19 protein-coding genes and 1 pseudogene are annotated in these 19,162 nt (G+C 38.6%); 4 read left to right on the plus strand and 16 right to left on the minus strand.

Annotated features, from left to right (window positions below; translation table 11 throughout):
* Positions 1-255: 255 nt before the first annotated feature.
* The 4 genes and pseudogenes from ACIQ7N_RS11025 to typA all read right to left on the minus strand — a co-directional run.
* Positions 256-845, minus strand: a pseudogene (locus tag ACIQ7N_RS11025) (ABC transporter substrate-binding protein); the annotation flags it as partial.
* A gap of 47 nt (positions 846-892) precedes the next feature.
* Positions 893-1,501, minus strand: coding sequence for a hypothetical protein (locus tag ACIQ7N_RS11030; RefSeq protein WP_402931946.1), 609 nt, complete (start codon positions 1,499-1,501; stop codon positions 893-895).
* Positions 1,502-1,623: 122 nt separating this feature from the next.
* The gene (locus ACIQ7N_RS11035; protein ID WP_402931948.1) at positions 1,624-2,022 is read right to left on the minus strand and encodes a YlaH-like family protein; all 399 of its coding nucleotides are present in this window, start codon (positions 2,020-2,022) and stop codon (positions 1,624-1,626) included.
* 30 nt (positions 2,023-2,052) lie between these two features.
* Positions 2,053-3,897 (minus strand): translational GTPase TypA, encoded by a 1,845-nt coding sequence (typA, locus tag ACIQ7N_RS11040; protein WP_132357650.1) that lies wholly within the window; start codon positions 3,895-3,897, stop codon positions 2,053-2,055.
* Between the two features lie 139 nt (positions 3,898-4,036).
* On the opposite strand from typA, the gene ACIQ7N_RS11045 reads away from it, so the two are divergent.
* On the plus strand, positions 4,037-4,222 hold the full coding sequence (locus tag ACIQ7N_RS11045; RefSeq protein ID WP_132357652.1) for a DUF5325 family protein: 186 nt from the start codon (positions 4,037-4,039) through the stop codon (positions 4,220-4,222).
* A gap of 44 nt (positions 4,223-4,266) precedes the next feature.
* Here the strand turns inward: ACIQ7N_RS11045 and ACIQ7N_RS11050 are convergent, their stop codons facing one another.
* Both ACIQ7N_RS11050 and ACIQ7N_RS11055 read right to left on the minus strand, forming a co-directional pair.
* A complete protein-coding gene (locus ACIQ7N_RS11050) occupies positions 4,267-5,061 on the minus strand; it encodes an inositol monophosphatase family protein (protein ID WP_274068494.1) in 795 nt (264 codons plus the stop codon).
* A gap of 280 nt (positions 5,062-5,341) precedes the next feature.
* Positions 5,342-5,539, minus strand: a complete 198-nt coding sequence (locus ACIQ7N_RS11055) for a hypothetical protein (protein WP_132357656.1) — start codon at positions 5,537-5,539, stop codon at positions 5,342-5,344.
* 123 nt (positions 5,540-5,662) lie between these two features.
* Here ACIQ7N_RS11055 and ACIQ7N_RS11060 point away from each other — a divergent pair, with 123 nt between their 5' ends.
* A complete protein-coding gene (locus ACIQ7N_RS11060; RefSeq protein ID WP_402931951.1) occupies positions 5,663-6,289 on the plus strand; it encodes a YktB family protein in 627 nt (208 codons plus the stop codon).
* A gap of 343 nt (positions 6,290-6,632) precedes the next feature.
* Here the strand turns inward: ACIQ7N_RS11060 and ACIQ7N_RS11065 are convergent, their stop codons facing one another.
* On the minus strand, positions 6,633-6,920 hold the full coding sequence (locus ACIQ7N_RS11065) for a UPF0223 family protein (protein WP_402931953.1): 288 nt from the start codon (positions 6,918-6,920) through the stop codon (positions 6,633-6,635).
* Positions 6,921-7,417: 497 nt separating this feature from the next.
* Positions 7,418-8,374, minus strand: coding sequence for an NAD(P)H-dependent flavin oxidoreductase (locus ACIQ7N_RS11070; protein ID WP_402931955.1), 957 nt, complete (start codon positions 8,372-8,374; stop codon positions 7,418-7,420).
* A gap of 151 nt (positions 8,375-8,525) precedes the next feature.
* On the opposite strand from ACIQ7N_RS11070, the gene ACIQ7N_RS11075 reads away from it, so the two are divergent.
* On the plus strand, positions 8,526-9,995 hold the full coding sequence (locus tag ACIQ7N_RS11075) for an aminotransferase class I/II-fold pyridoxal phosphate-dependent enzyme (protein ID WP_274068497.1): 1,470 nt from the start codon (positions 8,526-8,528) through the stop codon (positions 9,993-9,995).
* Positions 9,996-10,036: 41 nt separating this feature from the next.
* Here ACIQ7N_RS11075 and ACIQ7N_RS11080 read toward each other — a convergent pair whose 3' ends face one another.
* Entirely contained in the window at positions 10,037-10,384 is a 348-nt protein-coding gene (locus ACIQ7N_RS11080) for a helix-turn-helix transcriptional regulator (RefSeq protein WP_402931957.1), read from the minus strand.
* 241 nt (positions 10,385-10,625) lie between these two features.
* Between ACIQ7N_RS11080 and ACIQ7N_RS11085 the strand changes: the two genes are divergently transcribed.
* Entirely contained in the window at positions 10,626-11,222 is a 597-nt protein-coding gene (locus ACIQ7N_RS11085) for a class I SAM-dependent methyltransferase (RefSeq protein WP_402931959.1), read from the plus strand.
* Between the two features lie 39 nt (positions 11,223-11,261).
* On the opposite strand, the gene ACIQ7N_RS11090 is transcribed toward ACIQ7N_RS11085, so the two are convergent.
* From ACIQ7N_RS11090 to pdhA, 7 genes are all read right to left on the minus strand, one after another.
* Positions 11,262-11,930, minus strand: coding sequence for an LrgB family protein (locus ACIQ7N_RS11090; RefSeq protein WP_248719140.1), 669 nt, complete (start codon positions 11,928-11,930; stop codon positions 11,262-11,264).
* Position 11,931: 1 nt separating this feature from the next.
* Complete coding sequence (locus tag ACIQ7N_RS11095) at positions 11,932-12,375, minus strand: CidA/LrgA family protein (protein WP_402931961.1); 444 nt, start codon at positions 12,373-12,375, stop codon at positions 11,932-11,934.
* A gap of 511 nt (positions 12,376-12,886) precedes the next feature.
* Complete coding sequence (locus tag ACIQ7N_RS11100) at positions 12,887-13,669, minus strand: SDR family NAD(P)-dependent oxidoreductase (protein WP_402931963.1); 783 nt, start codon at positions 13,667-13,669, stop codon at positions 12,887-12,889.
* 247 nt (positions 13,670-13,916) lie between these two features.
* Positions 13,917-15,332, minus strand: a complete 1,416-nt coding sequence (gene lpdA, locus ACIQ7N_RS11105; protein ID WP_132357676.1) for a dihydrolipoyl dehydrogenase — start codon at positions 15,330-15,332, stop codon at positions 13,917-13,919.
* A gap of 5 nt (positions 15,333-15,337) precedes the next feature.
* Complete coding sequence (locus tag ACIQ7N_RS11110) at positions 15,338-16,693, minus strand: dihydrolipoamide acetyltransferase family protein (RefSeq protein WP_402931965.1); 1,356 nt, start codon at positions 16,691-16,693, stop codon at positions 15,338-15,340.
* Between the two features lie 299 nt (positions 16,694-16,992).
* Positions 16,993-17,970 (minus strand): alpha-ketoacid dehydrogenase subunit beta, encoded by a 978-nt coding sequence (locus ACIQ7N_RS11115; protein WP_079559704.1) that lies wholly within the window; start codon positions 17,968-17,970, stop codon positions 16,993-16,995.
* A gap of 3 nt (positions 17,971-17,973) precedes the next feature.
* Positions 17,974-19,089 carry a pyruvate dehydrogenase (acetyl-transferring) E1 component subunit alpha gene (gene pdhA / locus ACIQ7N_RS11120; RefSeq protein WP_402931967.1) on the minus strand — a complete coding sequence of 372 codons (1,116 nt, stop codon included), beginning with the start codon at positions 19,087-19,089 and terminating at the stop codon, positions 17,974-17,976.
* Between the last annotated feature and the right edge of the window lie 73 nt (positions 19,090-19,162).

Genomic DNA, 19,162 nt, shown 5'->3' on the forward strand with positions numbered 1-19,162 from the left:
AAGTGTTATACCAGTCTCTGCTAAAAGTTGCTTATATGTATGATGCGATGAGTGCGATGTTAAGTCTGCACTCAAATGGGCGATTAATAGTAGACTAGCCTCCCTTACATGAATGCAGATGGTTCTTCCAAAGTAAGCTTCTTTTTAGCGCCTCCTGTTTTATATTAAATCCTCTGCACATATTGTGATGCGTTATGAGATAGCATCTACTCCATTCGTAACATCTCCATTCAATATATAGTAGTGTTTTTTGTAACCTGATGCAAAGGCTGTAGCAATATTAGCAAAATCAATGTTTTGAATAAGTTTTAAATCATTGGTAGGGGCAATACCATGTTTTTTCAAGACAAACTCACCAGCCATTTGCGGCATCCCACCTTTACGTTGACCTAAAAATGTAGAGCCTTTTAACTGATCCCACGAAAAGTTATCCATCTTATTACGTGCCACTAAAAATGTGCCATCTGTTTGAGTTAACTGCGCAAAATTTTGAATCGGGTCATTGGCGCCTTGGAGCGTAACATAAATAGAAGTTTCCGATCCAACTAAGGCGATATCAATGCCATTAGAAAGTAGCGCTGTCATTGTCTTATCGCCACCTGCAATTGTTTGTAGTTCAACGGAAAGCCCTTCATCCTTGAAGTACCCTTTTTCAAGTGCTACATACTGCGGCGCATAGAAAATCGAGCGCGTTACTTCCCCAACTTTGACCTTTTCAAGCTCCGTTTTATTATTACACGCCGTCAAAGAAAGGAGTAACAAAGCAATAACACTAAATAGTAAGCCTTTTTTAAGCCACCGCATTCCATTTCCTCCTTGATTGATGAAAATAAGCCTATCGACATTAACTTATTCATATCAGGAAGGTTCGGTGCCTATATTTTAAAATTGTTCAATAACAATTGTATGGAGGACGTTCAATTCGTCGCTTCGACTTTACTTTCCGTCGCTTCGGTATTCTTTCCGTCGCTCCAGCTATTCTTTCCGTCACTTCGATTGTTCTATCCGCCGCTTCGGCTATTTTTTCCGTCGCTTCGATTCTATCCGTCGCTTCGGCTATTCTTTCCCTCACTTCGATTCTATCCGTCGCTCCAGCTATTCTTTCCGTCGCTTCGATTGTTCTTTCCGTCACTTCGATTCCATCCGTCGCTTCGATTGTTCTTTCCGTCGCTTCGGCTATTTTTTCCGTCGCTTCGATTCCATCCGTCGCTTCGATTCTATCCGTCGCTCCAGCTATTCTTTCCGTCGCTTCGATTGTTCTTTCCGTCGCTTCGGCTATTTTTTCCGTCGCTTCGATTCTATCCGTCGCTCCAGCTATTCTTTCCGTCGCTTCGGTTGTTCTTTCCGTCGCTTCGGCTATTCTTTCCGTCACTTCGATTCTATCCGTCGCTCCAGCTATTCTTTCCGTCGCTTCGATTGTTTTATCCGTCGCTCCAACTATTCTTTCCGTCGCTTCGGCTATTCTTTCCGTCACTTCGATTCTATCCGTCGTTCCAGCCATTCTTTCCGTCGCTCCAGCTATTCCTTCCGTCGCTTCGGCTATTCTTAAAACACTACTTTTTAAACGAAAAAACAGCCTTAGCGATTCAACGCTAAGACTGTTTCAATTAAGGTAAAGTTATTTCACTGATTAGTAGCTTGTTGCTCTTCTCTTTTTTCACGCCATAAACGTGTTTTATAGATGATCAAGATTAACGATGCTACAATGAGCCCTTCTACCATCGGAAGATATAATGCAAAAAATGTTAATATTATACATCCTAAAAACAGGAAAATATAAATAACGATATTTTGTGATAGTTTTAATTTCTTTGCAAAGCCTAGTTTATAAACAAGTGCAGAGAGCAAAAACACTAGAGCAAACAGAACATAGCCTGCAATATCATAGTTCGGTAAGTTTTCATATAAAAAACGTGTTATCCCTGCCATTTTTTTATAGGCTTCAGCTGTTTCCTCTGCGTTTGTTTGTGCAGCAACTTGAATAACATTTAGTTCACCTAATAAAGCGGACTTAATATCCAAGACTCATCTTCCTTTCGTGGAAGCAAAAAATTATTTATCAGCGTTTTTTAATTTTTTCGCTGCTTTCTCACGTTCGTTTTTGTCTAGAATTTGTTTACGAAGGCGAATAGATTCTGGTGTGATTTCTAGGTACTCATCATCAGTTAAAAATTCTAATGCTTCTTCTAGTGTTAATAAACGCGGCTTTTTAATTACGTTTGTCGCATCTTTTGTAGCAGAACGAACATTCGTTTTTTGCTTCATTTTTGTAATGTTTACAGTGATATCATTATCACGTGTATTTTCACCAACAATCATACCTTCATAAATTTCAGTACCTGGTTCTACAAATAGTGTACCACGGTCTTCTACTTGCATCATACCATAAGTTGTCGATTTACCTGTTTCCATTGATACAAGTACACCTTGGTGACGACCACCGATACGACCTGGAATATATGGTTGGTAGCAATCGAAAGTATGGTTGATGATACCGAAACCTTTAGTCATTGACATGAATTCAGTAGTATAACCGATTAAACCACGTGCAGGTACTAAGAATGTTAAACGAACTTGGCCATTGCCATTGTTAATCATATCTAACATTTCACCTTTACGAGTACCGATTGATTCGATAATTGATCCAACATTTTCTTCAGGAACATCAATTTGTACACGTTCAAATGGCTCACATTTCACGCCATCAATTTCACGAATGATTACTTGTGGTTTTGATACTTGTAGCTCAAAGCCCTCACGACGCATATTTTCAATAAGGATAGATAGGTGAAGCTCACCACGTCCAGAAACAGTCCAAGCATCCGGAGAATCTGTATCTTCAACGCGTAAAGAAACGTCTGTTTGAAGTTGAGAACGTAAGCGCTCCTCTACTTTACGTGCTGTTACAAATTTACCTTCACGACCTGCGAATGGTGAATTGTTTACTAAGAACGTCATTTGTAAAGTTGGTTCATCAATACGTAACGGTGTTAAAGCCTCTTGGTGTTCAACAGGACACACAGTTTCACCAACGTTGATGTCTTCCATACCTGAAACGGCAATTAGATCACCAGCTTTTGCTGATTGAATTTCTTCACGTTTTAAGCCAAAGAAGCCAAAGATTTTTGTAACACGGAATTGTTTTACTGTTCCATCTAATTTCATAAGTGCTACTTGTTGACCTACTTCGATTGTACCACGGAATACACGTCCGATACCGATACGACCTACGTAATCATTATAGTCAAGTAAAGCTACTTGGAATTGTAATGGGTCTGCTGAATTATCAACAGGTGCTGGAATAGATTCGATTACTTTCTCAAATAGACATTGCATGTTTTCTTCTTGTTTCGCTGGATCTGCATCAAGTGAAGCAGTACCGTTTACCCCAGATGCATAAACAACAGGGAAGTCTAATTGATCGTCATCTGCACCTAGCTCGATGAATAATTCTAATACTTCATCTACTACTTCTAGTGGACGAGCTGAGTCCTTATCTACTTTATTAACAACCACAATTGGTGTTAATTTTTGTTCTAACGCTTTTTTTAGTACGAAGCGTGTTTGCGGCATACAACCTTCATACGCATCGACAACTAGTAAAACGCCATCTACCATTTTTAAAATACGTTCTACCTCACCGCCAAAGTCGGCGTGTCCAGGCGTATCAAGGATGTTGATACGAGTTCCGTTATAATTTACTGCAGTATTTTTCGCTAAAATTGTAATACCACGTTCACGTTCAATATCATTAGAGTCCATTGCACGTTCTTCAACATGTTCGTTTGAACGGAATGTACCCGATTGTTTTAGTAATTGGTCGACTAAAGTAGTTTTACCATGGTCAACGTGTGCGATAATTGCGATATTGCGAAGATCTTGACGTAAGTTTGTCATTATTCCACTCCATATTCTTTTTTCGAATGTTTAACTGTGATATTATAGCACAAGAAGGATAGAAATGTCCTTATTAGAATTTACATCATTCTAAAAAAATATATTTGCATTATAAATTTTTTATATAGGAGGCTCGGCTATGAATCGTGCAAAATTCGTAATGGCGGTTTACGCATTAGCGGCTGTTTTAGCAATGTGTTCTATCGGATATTCCGTGGCAGTTAGTAGTTGGTTAGGTATAATAGCAGGCATTATGGCTACTTGTGTCATCTTCATGACAGCCTTTAAAATGAAACGTAAACTACGTGAGCAAGGACTACTTTAATCGCACAAAGGAGCCTGTCTAAACAATAGACATGGCTCCTTTTATTATTCATAAGGCACAATATATTTTTCTAATAACTCTTTGTGTATTGAAGGATTGGCAATAATAAACGTATCCTGATGCAAGAAATCAAAGCCTTCTCCATGTAAATTAGTGGTAATAGCACCAACTTCCTTAGCAATAATCGTTCCTCCAGCAATATCCCACGGCGATAGTCGCATAGACACATAAGCATCTAATTTACCACTGACAACAAACGCTATTTCCATTGCAGCTGAACCATAAGACCTTGTTCCACGTACTTTTCTAACCATTTCAATTACTTTTTCATTGTGAATATGTCGATTTGGTGCTACCCAGTGAGCATTTATACCAATGACCGATTCTTCTATTTTAACTGACTGCAATTTACGTAATGGTGAGTCATTGTACCATGCCCCTTCACCTGCGATAGCATAAAATAAATCTTCACGCATGACATCAAATATGTAACCAAGCTTGCCTACCCCATTAACAAAAATACCGATAGAAATCATAAAATGACGATGTTGTTTCACAAAATTCATCGTGCCATCGATTGGATCAATAATCCATACAACACCTTCTAACGACTCTACTTTCTCTCCCATTCCCTCTTCCCCTAAAATTTTATGGGTCGGATCGAAACCTCGTATTTTTTCGATAAAGAATAATTCTGTTTCACGGTCAATATTTGTGACAAGGTCGTTTGCGCTTGATTTTGTCTCGATAACTAGATTGTACGAAAAGGCCTCTCGAATACGGCTACCCGCTTCATATATAATACTTTTCGCAAATTGATCCATTTGTTGTAAATCCATAAAAACCCACCCTTCGATTATAAGAAAAGGCCCTATGCTTTTAGCCTACATCACTAGTTCCTCTATTTCAGCGGATGTCTTTTGTACCGAAAGCGTAGCGACAGATACAGATGTTTGGACGCCCGCTGAAAGAAGTTAAAAATTTTTTTGTTAATAATTCTTCCCTGAAAATATAACTTTGCATTATGATATATTGTCTATTTTACCCTTTATAGCAATAAAAATCACCTGCTGTCGGAATATTCAGCAAGTGATTTTTCAAATCGGTATATAATTTTCATTACGCATAGGCGTGCAAGCTTTCAAGTTCCAGCTGAATTTCAACTAGACGCTTTTTACTTTTTTCAATTTCAAATTCATTTTTTTCATTCATTGCCGAGAATAGAGAGGCTAATTCATAATCTAATTCTAACTGCAAAATGTGTTCATATTGCTTTTCAATGTCGACTTTACGTATAATTTTTACGATTGGTTTCATAAAAATCACTTCCTTTTTTTATTTTTCACAAAAACTTATCACATTCGATAAAATGCTTGTTATAAGATTTTTTCCCATTTTCCTTATAAAATAAACCTTATAAATCGAAAGGAGTTCATAAAAATGCCGAAAATAAAGTGGACTAACAAAGACTTCAATGTTTTTCAAATAGACGGGCTAGAACAGAGAATGGATGCTTTAAATGAATGTGTACGACCAAAATTCCAATTGCTTGGAGAGGATTTTTCTTCCTTCTTTTCAAGTCAACTTGGAGAAGAATTTTATCCTCATGTTGCGAAGCATGCGCGTAGAACAGTAAATCCCCCAAAGGATAGCTGGGTTGCATTCGCTCCGTACAAAAGAGGTTATAAATCATTACCTCACTTTCAGATTGGACTTTGGAGCACACATTTATTCATTGTCTTAGCTATTATTTATGAAGCGCCACAAAAAAATGTGATGGCAGAACGTTTAATGGCCAATAAAGCAATACTACAGCAGCTTCCTGATAATTTCATTGTCTCTGGAGATCACATGTCTCCAGCAGCAATCTCCTTGCAAGATGCAAGGGAAGACAAGCTAGACGAATTACTTATCCGTTTACGTGATGTTAAAAAAGGAGAATTTTTAGTAGGTCGTCATATACCAAAAGATCAAGCTGTCAAGCTGTCAGCTAGCCAACTTCATCAATTAACGGAAGAAACCTTTAGCCTTTTACTCCCTATTTATAACATCATTGTTGGAAAATAAAGTTTAACGGATTATGCTTTAAGCTCTGCACATAATAACTAAAACAGTTTTCAACGTTATTTATATATTGTGGAAAATTTTCGTTATTATTCCTAGCAAATGAAAATTTGTTTGAAGATTATTTGTGGATGAGGGAAATCATTCCGGATTTTTTTGTTTATGTAGTATATGAAATAAGCCAATTTTTAACACAGACATAGTGTAAAGAGGACGTGAGTATTTCTCGCGTCCTCTTTCATGCTGATCCCACTCATCAACCGTTTCACGAAAACTTTGAGGAATAAGCATCAAAAAAAACGCGAGAAATCAACGTTGCTAAAATTGATTTCTCGCGCTTTTATTGTTATCGACGTTGCTTCGGGGCAACTTTAATAATTGTACCATCTGTTCCTTCTTTCGCTTGCTTCACAACAGGGTAACTGACATAGCTACTTGCTTCTTCAAACTCACGGAAAATTGATTTTTCCTCGGCCTGTGAAGGTACAATTTCTTTAAAACGACGATATTTTGCCATCATTACTTCACGCTTAATGCCTTTTTCATAAGCTTGTTCAATTCCTTCAAAAAATCGCACAACATCTACAATTTCTTCTGTTGACCAATCAGTTGAAAACGGATAAGAGTATTCCATTAAACATAACCACCTTTATATTACTGACCCGATACGAAAAACATCTACATTTCTAAAAATGTAGACATCTCTACTGTGACACAACTTATTTCTTCCGACTTTCGCCTTATTTTCCGAGTCTGATTTCGCATAAATCTACTGCCATTTAGGCTTAAATTCCGCAGTATCGTTGCGTACACATCTAGTTCTGTTAAATTCCTTAGATTAAGTAATTTACTAAATTAGAGCTTGCGTTCAAATCTCTATCCAACTTTACCACAAGAGCAGCTATATAATCTGTCTATCCGTTTCAAATTGGTTTTGATTTGTCCACAACTTTCAACAAGTTTTTGATATGGAAACTATCTTCAATTCCATATTTTTGACTTTTGTAGTGCTTTTGCCCTGCTACCGCCTTCGCCAGATGTCTATTTTTCATCATACCTTTTACATTTAAATGTTCCATGGTTTTCACAATTTTATTAGAACATTGATATAAATGATTGGCTCGGATGACGTTAAGCCCATTTTACCCGAATACTTTCTGCTTCTGCAAGCATTCGGGTGATCAGCTCCTCGACTGTTGGAACATCATGAATCATTCCTGTAACTTGTCCAGCCCAGCCAATCCCTTCATCTTTTTGACCATCATAAATAAAACGTTTATTAGCTTTCCCGCTAATATAATCTTTCAATGCCTCATACGTAGGTGTAGTGCGCTCAATTTCTAAAATCTTTTGCGTAAATTCACTGCTCAACGCTCTTGCTGGTGCACCAATAGAGCGTTTGATAACAGTCGTATCTGCCTCCGTACTTGCAATTAAAGCTTCTTTATAAGCCTCAGAAGCATCAACACATTCTTTTGTCGCTATAAAACGCGTACCCATTTCAATTCCCTCTGCTCCTAGTGCATGAGCTGCCATCCAGCCACGGCCATCACCAATTCCGCCCGAGGCAATAACAGGTATTTTCACACTATCTACAACCTGTGGCACGAGTACCATTGTCCCAATATCATCGCGACCAAGGTGACCTCCACCCTCTTGCCCAACAACTATAACAGCATCTGCGCCTAGTTCTTCTGCCTTTTGAGCTTGTCTACGTGCAGCAACTAGTACTAATTTTTTAATATCCGTTCCTTTCAAAATATCAAAAATAGGTGTTGGATTTCCTCCAGTCATTGTAACAACTGGTACTTTTTCTTCCACTGCAACACGCACCATATCCTCATAACCAGTGCCATACATACCAATTGCAAAATTTACACCAAACGGCTTATCTGTTAATGTTCTTACTTTATGGATCTCTGCGCGCAATAAGTCAGGATCTCTTAAACTCATAGCTGTTATTTGCCCTAAGCCCCCAGCATTTGATACCGCCGCTGCTAAATCAGCATATGCTAAATAGGCTAATCCCCCTTGAATAATTGGGTATTTAATATTTAAAAGCTCCGTCACACGTGTATTCCAATTCATAATATCTCCCCTTTCCTTCGATACTATTTTCTCGAAATTATCAAAATATCCTTTTTATTTTATTTTTTTCAGTAAAGTCTATTTTTTCTTGCAATTAGGTGCTATAATTCATTTGTTTTCTTACATATTATAAAGTGAGGTGGTACCTGCGTTGTCACAATTAGAGACTCCATTGTTCGACGTATTACTCAAACATCGAAACAGACACCCAATTCAGTTCCATATTCCAGGCCATAAGAAAGGGCAAGGTATGGACCCTGCGTTCCGAGAATTTGTCGGCGACAACGTTTTATCAATTGATTTAATTAATATTGCTCCACTAGACGATTTACATTCACCGAAGGGCGCCATTAAAGAAGCGCAAGCACTTGCTGCCCAAGCCTTTGGTGCTGATCATACATTTTTTTCCGTTCAAGGTACTAGTGGCGCCATCATGGCGATGATTCTGACCGTTGTCGGTCCAGGTGATAAAATTCTAGTACCTCGGAATGTTCATAAATCCATTATGTCGGCGATTGTTTTTGCTGGGGCAATCCCGATTTTTATTCATCCCGAAGTAGATAGTGAGTATGGTATTTCTCATGGAATATCGCCTGAAGCTGTTGAAAAAGCATTAAATGCTTATCCAGATACAAAGGCAGTTCTTGTTATTAATCCAACGTACTTCGGCTTCTCGGCAGACTTAAAGCGTATTGTCGAAATAGTCCATAGTCGCAATATTCCGGTAGTTGTCGATGAAGCACATGGTGTACACATTAAATTTCATGATGATCTTCCATACTCTGCAATGGAGGCTGGAGCTGATATGGCTGCAACTAGCGTACATAAGCTTGGTGGTTCTATGACTCAAACGTCTATTTTAAATGTTCGTGAAGGACTTGTTTCTGCAAAACGTGTACAAGCTATCCTGTCGATGCTAACAACAACATCGACATCCTATCCATTACTCGCTTCCCTTGACACAGCAAGGCGTCAGCTAGCGATCCATGGTTATGATTTAATTGGGGATGCACTTCGCTTGGCCAAAGATGCACGTAAACGTATTAACCAAATTCCACATGTAAAATGTGCTGGTAAAGAAAAATTAAATTCATCAGCAACTTACGATATGGATCCTTTAAAGCTATTAATAAGCGTTAAAGATTTAGGTATCTCTGGTCATCAAGCTGAAGAATGGCTTCGTCACAATGCAAATATTGAAGTAGAATTATCAGATCTATACAATATTTTATGTTTAGTGACATTAGGTGATACGAAAAAGGACATCAATCTTCTGATCAATGCCCTTAGTCGTATGTCAAAAGCATTCGATTCAGAAGCTGCTATTACTGAAACAATGGTCAATGTTCCAGAAATCCCTGCACTTGCTATGTCACCACGTGATGCATTTTATGCAGATACTGAAGTTGTTCCACTTGCAGAAGCGGATAATTGTATTTGCGCAGAATTCGTTATGGTATATCCCCCAGGTATTCCGATTTTTATTCCCGGGGAAATAATTACTCAAGAAAATATTCGTTATATTCAAATGAATATTGAAGCTGGTTTACCAGTACAAGGACCAGAAGATACTACATTAAAAACAATTCGCGTCATTAAAGAACGCAAACCTATTATTTAATAGTAAAGCTACCTCAGAAAGGGGTAGCTTTTTGTCGATTATTAATGATAATAATACCAAGAAGAAACCATACCAAGTATCGGGAAAACAAGCCACCAATACCTCCATAAAAAATCACCAATAGTTTTGTGATCGGATTTATTTGTATTGGAAGCTGAAACTGAGGCTTTGGCTTCTAGTTTATGATATTTTTCTTCCCCTGTAATAAGCTGATCTAAAGAAATTTTATATAAATCACTTAACCTTCTTAAATTATCAATATCAGGATGGCCCTTTCCTAACTCCCATTTTGAAACGGATTGTCTTGAAATATTTAAAAAACTTGCGACATCATCTTGCGTATACTTATGTTGTTCTCTTAATTCCTTTAAACGATTTTCTAAATTCATTGAACTTCACCTCCAACTTATCGGATTTTGATCAAATAATAATGGATTATTACACTTTATTCTAGAAGTTGTTATTTGCTAATTCGCAACGCATAGTTACTTTCATGAACTAAGCAAAAAATTCGATTCTAGAGCTTACTTCACTTACAATTATATTTCAGCAGATGTCTTTTGTGCCGAAAGCGTAGTGACAGGTACTTATATTTGGACACCCGCTGAAAGAAGTTAAGGGAGTGATGAGATGAACGCATGGGATCAACGATTCAAAACGATCGAATATGTTTATGGTGAGCAGCCAAATGCATTTATAGAAGACTATGTACACTATTTAAAAGATTATCAAAATGTGGCTGCATTTGCCGAAGGTGAAGGTCGAAATGCTGTATTTTTAGCTTTACAGGGGCATACAGTAACTGCTTTTGATTATGCGGAAAGCGGTCTTAAAAAAACAGTACAACTCGCAGAAAAACATAATGTGTCGGTTCATACAAAGCTTACTGACTTACTGCAAGATGAACTACCAGTAGAAAAGTTTGATGCTGCTATTATGGTGTTTGGACATTTCCAAGCCGAACAGCAACAAGAAGTGTTTAAGCAGATTGTAAACTCAGTAAAATCTGGCGGTCGTATTATGATGGAACTTTATTCAATTTATCAACTACCTTACGCGTCTGGTGGCCCAAGACAACTTGATTTTTTATATGACCCTTTAGATGTTCTAAAATGGTGTCAACCTTATAAGATTATCCATTTTTTCACAGGTGAACAAATGCGAAATGAAGGTATTCTCCACACAGGACTTGCTCATACCATTCAATTTATTATCGAAAAAAATTAAAAAGACTATATACAGTTAATATCTGTATATAGCTTTTTTTCACAAAAATAAATACACAAATAGCGGACATAAAAATGCGCCTATTATTGCCGTTAAGGCCATAGATAGTGAGCCTACTGATAATTCTTGTTCTCCGTATTCTCTTAATTTAACAAGCCCAACGCCATGTGAAGCACTACCTACTGCAACACCTCTACTAACGGCTGAATCAATTTTGCCGTATTTAATGACTAAAGGTCCAATAATAGCGCCTACAAACCCTGCTAGCATTACGAGTACAGCTGTTAATGGTGGAATACCGCCAATGGTCTCACTCACCTGCATACCTACAGGTGTTGTTAATGATTTAGGTAAGGCTGTCAGTAGCCAGCTTTTATTGACACCAATCCATTTCAGCATAACAAATATTGTTGCTAAGCCTGTAATCATAGCGATAAAAATACCTGACAAAATAGCATACTTATATTTCATAATGATCTCACGTTGATTGTATAGAGGATAAGCTAGGGCTACAACTGCTGGACCTAGCATTTTTTGAAGCCATTGCCCTCCTTCCATATAAGTAGCATATGGAATATTAAAGACTAATAATATAACAGCACTGACGATCGTTGTCGTCACTAGTGGAATCATTAAAGGATGTGGGTACCGTTGATAAAGTTTTGTAAATAAAACGAATAAGACAACGGTGCCAACGACAACAATCATTTCAATCAACCGTTAGTCCCCCCTCTCCTTCTTCTACAACGGCTTCTGTTTCTTTTTTAGCCAGCTCTTTTTTCTCAACTATTTGACTAAGTAATCCTGTAACATAAATAGAAATTAGCGTACTTGCTATAACGGCTAGCATAATCAAGAGGCCAGTTGTTGAAAAAAGTTCAGGGTAGTCAATCACTCCTACTGTTGCAGGAATGAAAAACAAGGTTAATACGCCAATTAAGAAACCGGCTCCATCTTGAATGTATTCTACTTTAATTAGTTTGAAATTGAGTGAAAGTGCTAGTAATAGTAATCCAATTACACTTCCCGGAAGAGGTACATGTAGTAAAGCCACAATACCGACACCCATGTAATAAAAAATATTGAGTATCCCAATCTGAACAATAATACGAACAACTCTCTTTAACATCAAAGCAAATTTTTCGTTCAACATTTCGCCACATTTCACCCCCTATAACGTTTATTCTACATCTGCAGGAATTTTCTGTCTATTATAATTTTAGGAAAACAATAGAAAAAAAGGATGACTCCAAAACACTTTGAGCCATCCTTTTTCTATATAACTTAAATAGGTTGTCTAAAACTGTTCTACATTCATTCGTTAGACACCAGTAAATGTGGGTCATCGCCATAACGTGTGGTTGATTTCCATTCCGGCTGGGCGCTTTGTTGCTGCCGCTTCGCTTTCGCTACAGAAAGCATTTGTTGCCGACGCTTCGCTTTCGCACAGAGCAAAGCTTCCTGGGGGCGTCCGATGAGCGACTTCACTCACATAGCTCGCTCCAGGTTCTCGGGCCAACACGATGTTGGTCACGAAGGCATTATCACAGGATGTGATGCTTTTAGCCTTCGTTCCTCTATTGCTAATCCCCAAGGAGTCGCCCATCCTCCGCTCCAATCAACTTATTTTCCTTTTCTCAAAAAAATTGCTAGTTTAGGCTTTTCTATAATGCATGTCCTGAACCACCATCAATATTTACGGAAGTTCCTGTCACATAACTAGCTGCATCTGAGACTAAAAACGTAATGACATTCGCCGCTTCTTGAGTATCCCCTATCCGACCAAGCGGAATCGTTTGACCTACATTACGGGAATAATTTTCCCACGATAATTCTGGCGCTTCTTCTTTCCACTTCTTCTCTATTTGATCACTACGAATAAGCCCAATACAAACAGAATTCACACGAATATTATCTTTACCTAAGTCTTTGCTCATAGCCTTTGTTAACGCAAGTCCTGCCGCACGACTTACAGTAGTAGGGAGTGAGTTGGCAGGCGGTGTTTTAGCCATTACCGCAGTCACATTAACTATTGCACCACCACCAGCCTTACGCAAATGCGGTGTAGCATATTTTGAACAATTGACAGCACCAAACACTTTTAAATCTATATCAGCTTGCCATAGCTCACTACTAACTGATTCAAATGGTTGAGCTGAAGCTGTCCCTGCATTATTAATAAGAATATCAAGGCGGCCAAAATGTTCTACTGCTCGCTCAATTAAGTATTTACAATCTTTTTCCTTTGTAATATCAGTCGGTACAATTAATACATCCTCGCCTGTTTCGTTTTTAATACAGCCAGCAGCCACTTGAAGCTGTTTTTCACCACGAGCACAAAGTACAACCTTTGCCCCCTCTTTCACAAGCTGCATTGCTGTATAATAACCAATCCCCTTACTTGAACCTGTAATAACTGCTACTTTCCCCTTTAAGCCTAGTTCCATTGTTATCACCCCAGTTTTTTGTTCAACATCTCTTGTTACACAAACTCGATAGCATTTTCGAATATCTAGCAGCTAATTTCTGAGACTAACTAATACATGCGCTAAATCTATTCGCTATTTACTATAATCCAAGCCGAATTATATTTTTAGAATATTCATTCGATAGTATTACTTTATCAAAATTACAAGTAATATACAAAAAAACGGCTACAAAGCAAATGCTTTATAGCCGTTTTTATAAACTTTATTATTTTTTCGCTACAATATGGATTGGGTTGCCAAGTAATACTTCAGCAGCTTCCATTGTAATTTCACCTAATGTTGGGTGAGCATGGATTGTTAACGCGATATCTTCAGCAGTCATACCGCCTTCAATTGCTAAGCCCATTTCAGCGATCATATCTGATGCACCAGCACCTACGATTTGAGCACCGATTAATAAGCCATCTTCTTTACGCGCAACAAGCTTCACGAAACCTTCTGTTTGGTTTAATGCAAGTGCACGACCATTTGCTGCGAATGGGAATTTCGCTGCAGTGTATTCAATGCCTTCAGCTTTCGCTTCATCTTCATTATAACCAACTGTTGCCATTTCTGGATCTGTGAAGCATACAGCAGGAATAGCTAAATAATCAACGATTGATTTTTCACCAGCGATTGCTTCAGCAGCAACTTTACCTTCGTAAGATGCTTTATGAGCAAGTTGAGGACCAGCTACTATATCACCAATTGCATAGATGTTTGGAATATTTGTACGACATTGTTTGTCAACATTGATAAGACCACGTTCACCGAATTCAATACCGATTTCAGCAAGGCCCATTTCATCTGTATTTGGACGACGACCTACAGTTACTAATACATAGTCAGCTTCAACTTTTTTCTCTTCTCCGCCAACTTCATATGTTACTACTACGCCGTTTTCTGTTTCTTCAACGCCTTTTGCAGATGCGTTTACTTCAATTTCAACGCCTTTCTTTTTAAGGCCTTTTTTCACGATTTGTGTCATTTGTTTTTCGAAACCAGCTAAGATATCTTTTCCGCCTTCGATAATTGTTACTTGTGAGCCAAGATTAGCATAAGCTGAACCTAACTCTGTACCAATATAACCTCCACCGATAACGACTAATTTACCTGGTACTTCTTGTAAAGAAAGTGCGCCAGTAGAATTTAGTACGCGTTTAGAGAATTTGAATGTTGGAATTTCAACTGGACGAGAACCTGTTGCGATAATTACATTGTTAAATGTGTAAGTTTGAGCAGATTCACCATTGATGATACGCACTGAATGAGCGTCAACGAAATAAGCTTCACCTTGTACAATTTCAACTTTATTACCTTTAAGTAAGCCTTCAACACCGCCAGTTAATTTTTTAACAACGCTGTCTTTAAATGCTTGTGCTTTTGAGAAGTCTAATTTCACGTCAGAAGCGATGATACCCATGTCATCTGAATGTTTAGCATGCTCAAAACGGTGACCTACTGAAATTAATGCTTTTGATGGGATACAACCTACGTTTAAGCACACACCACCAAGTACATTTTTTTCAACGATTGTTACTTTTTGGCCAGTTTGAGCTGCACGGATTGCTGCTACATATCCTCCAGGACCTGAACCAATGACAAGAGTATCTGTTTCGATTGGAAAATCTCCTACTACCATTTTTGTTACGCCTCCATTAATAATAATTCTGGTTCACTTAACAAACGCTTTAAGTGATTTAAAGCATTTTGCGCAGTGGCTCCATCGATCATACGATGATCAAAGCTCAATGATAATGCTAACACAGGTGCGGCTACAATTTCACCATTTTTTATTACAGGTTTTTCTGATATTCGACCAATACCTAGAATTGCTACTTCAGGATGATTAATTACCGGAGTAAACCATTGTCCTCCTGCAGAACCGATATTCGTAATCGACATCGAAGCGCCCTTCATTTCATGTGGTGCAAGTTTACCTTCACGTGCTTTAGTCGCTAAGTCATTAATCTCATTTGATACTGCAAAAACAGATTTACGATCTGCGTGCTTAATAACTGGTACTAACAAGCCTTTTTCTGTATCTGCTGCAATACCAATATTATAATAATGCTTCTGAATAATTTCTTGTGTTGCATCATCTAATGAGCGGTTAAATTCTGGGAATTCGCGTAAAGTTGAAATAAGCGCTTTAACTACGTATGGTAAGTACGTTAATTTGACACCTTTTTCAGCAGCGATATCTTTGAATTTTTTGCGATGTGCTACTAGAGCTGTTACATCGACTTCATCCATTAGTGTAACATGTGGAGCCGTTTGTTTCGAGTGAACCATCGCTTTTGCAATCGCTTTTCGAATGCCCGACATTTTCTCACGTGTTTCAGGGAATTCACCTTCAAGGACTACTGGTGCTACTTGTGTAGTTGTTTCTTGCTGCACAGCTTCTTCATTAGCCACCGGAGCTGCTGCTTCAACCTCTACAGCGCCTCCACCTTTTAGGAAATTGTCAATATCTTGTTTTAAAATACGACCATTTTTGCCTGTACCTTTAACTTCACGAATATTAACATCATGCTCTCGTGCAAATTTACGTACCGAAGGCATTGCGATGACACGCTTATTGTCATCAGCTTCAGCTACAGCTACAGTTACAGCTTCAGTCTTTTCAGTAGTTTTTTCTGGAGCCTGCTCATCTTTAACAGGTGCCTTCTCTACTTTCTGACCAGACTCAGCTGTTGCTTGAACTTGAGCCTCAGTTTTCGCTTCAGCATGGTCATCACCTTTTAGCTTTAAGTCTTCATAGCCAGGTGCATCAAAGCGGATTAAAACATCACCAACAACCGCTACTGTACCTTCTCCTACTAAAACTTCCTCTACTTTCCCTTCAACCGGAGAAGGGATTTCTACTACCGCTTTGTCATTTTGTACTTCACAAAGAATATCATCTTCTTTTACTGTATCTCCAGCTTTAACGAACCATTTCACGATTTCGCCTTCGTGAATCCCCTCGCCTATGTCTGGTAATCTGAATTCAAATGCCATGTGTACCCATCCTTTCTATATTACCGTCGTTTAGAAGCTACATATAATCAATTATGCCTCGGCATAATTACGTCCGGAATCGGCTTTGTGCTTAGGCCTGCACGATGCAGGTCAGTTAGCCGTTATCGCATGGATGCGATGGTTTTAGGCTAACATCCCCTAAGAACTCCTTTCCGATTCCGTGACATCCGCCGGAGGCTTTAACTTCTTTCAGCGGGTGTTTGGACACCCGCTGAAAAGTGACTTTAAACCACATTCATCTCACCACCTATAGAAGCGGGAGATTTAGCTGAAAGAAGTTAGAATGTTAAAACTTTTTTCGCTGTTTCCATTACATCTTTATAGTTTGGTAACCAAACACCTTCAGCTTGTGGGAATGGGTACACAGTATCAGGTGCAGCCACACGAAGTACAGGTGCTTCTAAGCTTAAAATCGCGCGTTCTGTAATTTCAGCCACAACATTTGCAGCAATACCTGCTTGTTTTTGAGCCTCTTGTACAACGATTGCACGACCTGTTTTTTCAACTGACGCGATAATTGTTTCAATATCAATTGGTTGGATTGTACGTAAATCAATCACTTCTACAGAGTGGCCTTCTTTTTCTAGCTCTTCTGCAGCTTTTAAGCTTTCGTGAACCATCAAACCATAGGCAATAATTGTTAGATCTTTACCTTCACGTTTTACATCCGCTTTACCTAGTGGAATTTCGTATGCTTCCTCTGGTACCTCTTCACGGAATGAACGATATAATTTTAAATGCTCTAAGAAAATTACTGGGTTATCATTTCGAATAGATGAAATCAGTAAGCCTTTCGCATCGTACGGTGTAGATGGTACAACAACCGTTAACCCTGGTTGTGCTGTCATTAAACTTTCTAAGCTATCTGAGTGCATTTCTGGTGTATGTACACCACCACCAAATGGAGAACGGATTGTTACTGGCGCATTATAGACACCGCCGCTACGATAACTCATACGTGCTAATTGACCACTAATAGAATCCATTACTTCATAAACAAAGCCGAAGAACTGAATTTCAGGAACTGGACGGAAACCTTGAAGAGAAAGTCCGACTGCTAAGCCACCGATACCTGACTCGGCTAATGGCGTATCGAATACGCGGTCAACACCGAATTCTTTTTGTAGGCCTTCAGTTGCGCGGAATACCCCACCGTTGACACCTACATCTTCCCCGAATACAAGAACGTTTTCATCATTCTTTAATTCTGTGCGAAGTGCGTCTGTAATTGCTTGAATCATTGTCATTTGTGCCATAGGTTATTTCGACTCCTTCTCTTTGTAGATTTCATACTGTTCTTTTAAATTAGATGGCATTTCGCCTTTATACATGTTTTCCATTAACTCTGTTACTTTTTGTTTTGGAGCAGCATCGGCTTTTTTGATTGCCTCTTTAATTTCTTCTTTTGCACGCTCAATAACAGCCTCTTCTTTTTGCTCATCCCATAAACCTTTTGCCTCTAGATATTTACGGAAGCGTACAAGAGGGTCTTTTTGCGCCCATTCATTATCTGTATCCGATGTGCGGTAACGCGTTGGGTCATCCCCCGCCATTGTATGAGGACCATAGCGATAGCACGTTGTTTCAATTAAAGTTGGCCCTTCGCCATTAACTGCGCGCTCACGTGCATCACGTGTTGCAACGTAAACTGCTAACGCATCCATTCCATCTACTAAAATACTCGGTAAGCCTGCTGCTATACCTTTTTGAGCAATTGTTTTCGCAGCTGTTTGTAATTCACGAGGTGTTGAAATTGCATATTGGTTATTTTGTACAATGAAGATTGCTGGTGATTTAAACGCACCTGCAAAGTTCATGCCTTCATAGAAATCCCCTTGCGATGAACCACCATCACCTGTATAAGTTACAGCCACAGCCTTTTTACCACGTTTTTGAATACCAAGCGCTACACCTGCAGCTTGAACATATTGTGCACCGATAATGATTTGAGGTGCTAATACGTTTACGCCTTCAGGAATTTGATTGCCCATAAAATGACCACGTGAGAATAAAAACGCTTTATCTAAAGGTAAACCATGCCATACGATTTGTGGTACATCACGGTAACCTGGTAAAATCCAATCTTCTTTTTCTAATGCAAAGTGTGAAGCAAGTTGTGAAGCTTCTTGCCCAGCAGTTGGTGCATAGAAGCCTAAACGACCTTGACGGTTAAGAGAAATGGAACGTTGGTCTAGAATACGTGTATAAACCATACGCGTCATTAACTCAACTAGCTCCTCATCAGATAACTTCGGGTCTGCCTCGTCATTTATAATTTCGCCTTCTTCATTCAAAATTTGAAACATTTCAAATTTATCTTCTATTTCAGTTAGCGTTTGTTTAGCATCAAAAATATTATTGTTTTTCTTGCCCATTTGTCACATCTCCCTTTCAGCTGTATTAAAATAAATCACCATTTCAACTAGTACAACTTATTCTTTGCACTCA

Origin of the sequence: Lysinibacillus sp. NPDC095746, from assembly GCF_044763535.1 — a bacterium.
Lineage (GTDB): Bacteria > Bacillota > Bacilli > Bacillales_A > Planococcaceae > Lysinibacillus.